The organism is Bradyrhizobium sp. Kon58 (assembly GCF_055807455.1).
Genome location: NZ_JBVVOT010000281.1, coordinates 1 through 319, shown reverse-complemented (window position 1 = coordinate 319; position 319 = coordinate 1). Strand labels below are relative to the sequence as shown.

Here is a 319-nt window from a genome sequence, read left to right as displayed (position 1 = left end):
CAAATCGTATCGTCATGGCTCCGGTGACACGCAGCCGGATGGCCGATGATGGCGTTCCGAACGAACTGCACGCCACCTATTACGCCCAGCGTGCAAGCGCAGGCTTGATCATTGCGGAAGCCACGAACATTTCGGCGCAAGGGCGCGGTTACGCGATGACGCCGGGGATCTGGACAGAAGAACAAGTGGCAGGCTGGAAAAAGGTTACCGATGCGGTACATGCAGCAGGCGGCAAGATCGTCAGCCAGCTTTGGCACGTGGGTCGTTTTTCCAGCGTCGAGTTGCAGCCAGACGGAGAGGCTCCCGTAGCGCCCTCCGC

The 319-nt window shown here is 60.5% G+C and carries 1 protein-coding gene; it reads left to right on the top strand.

Annotated features, from left to right (window positions below):
* Positions 1–319, top strand: a 319-nt coding sequence (locus tag AC0L20_RS40480) for an oxidoreductase (protein WP_473295742.1), incomplete at both ends; no start/stop codon positions are given.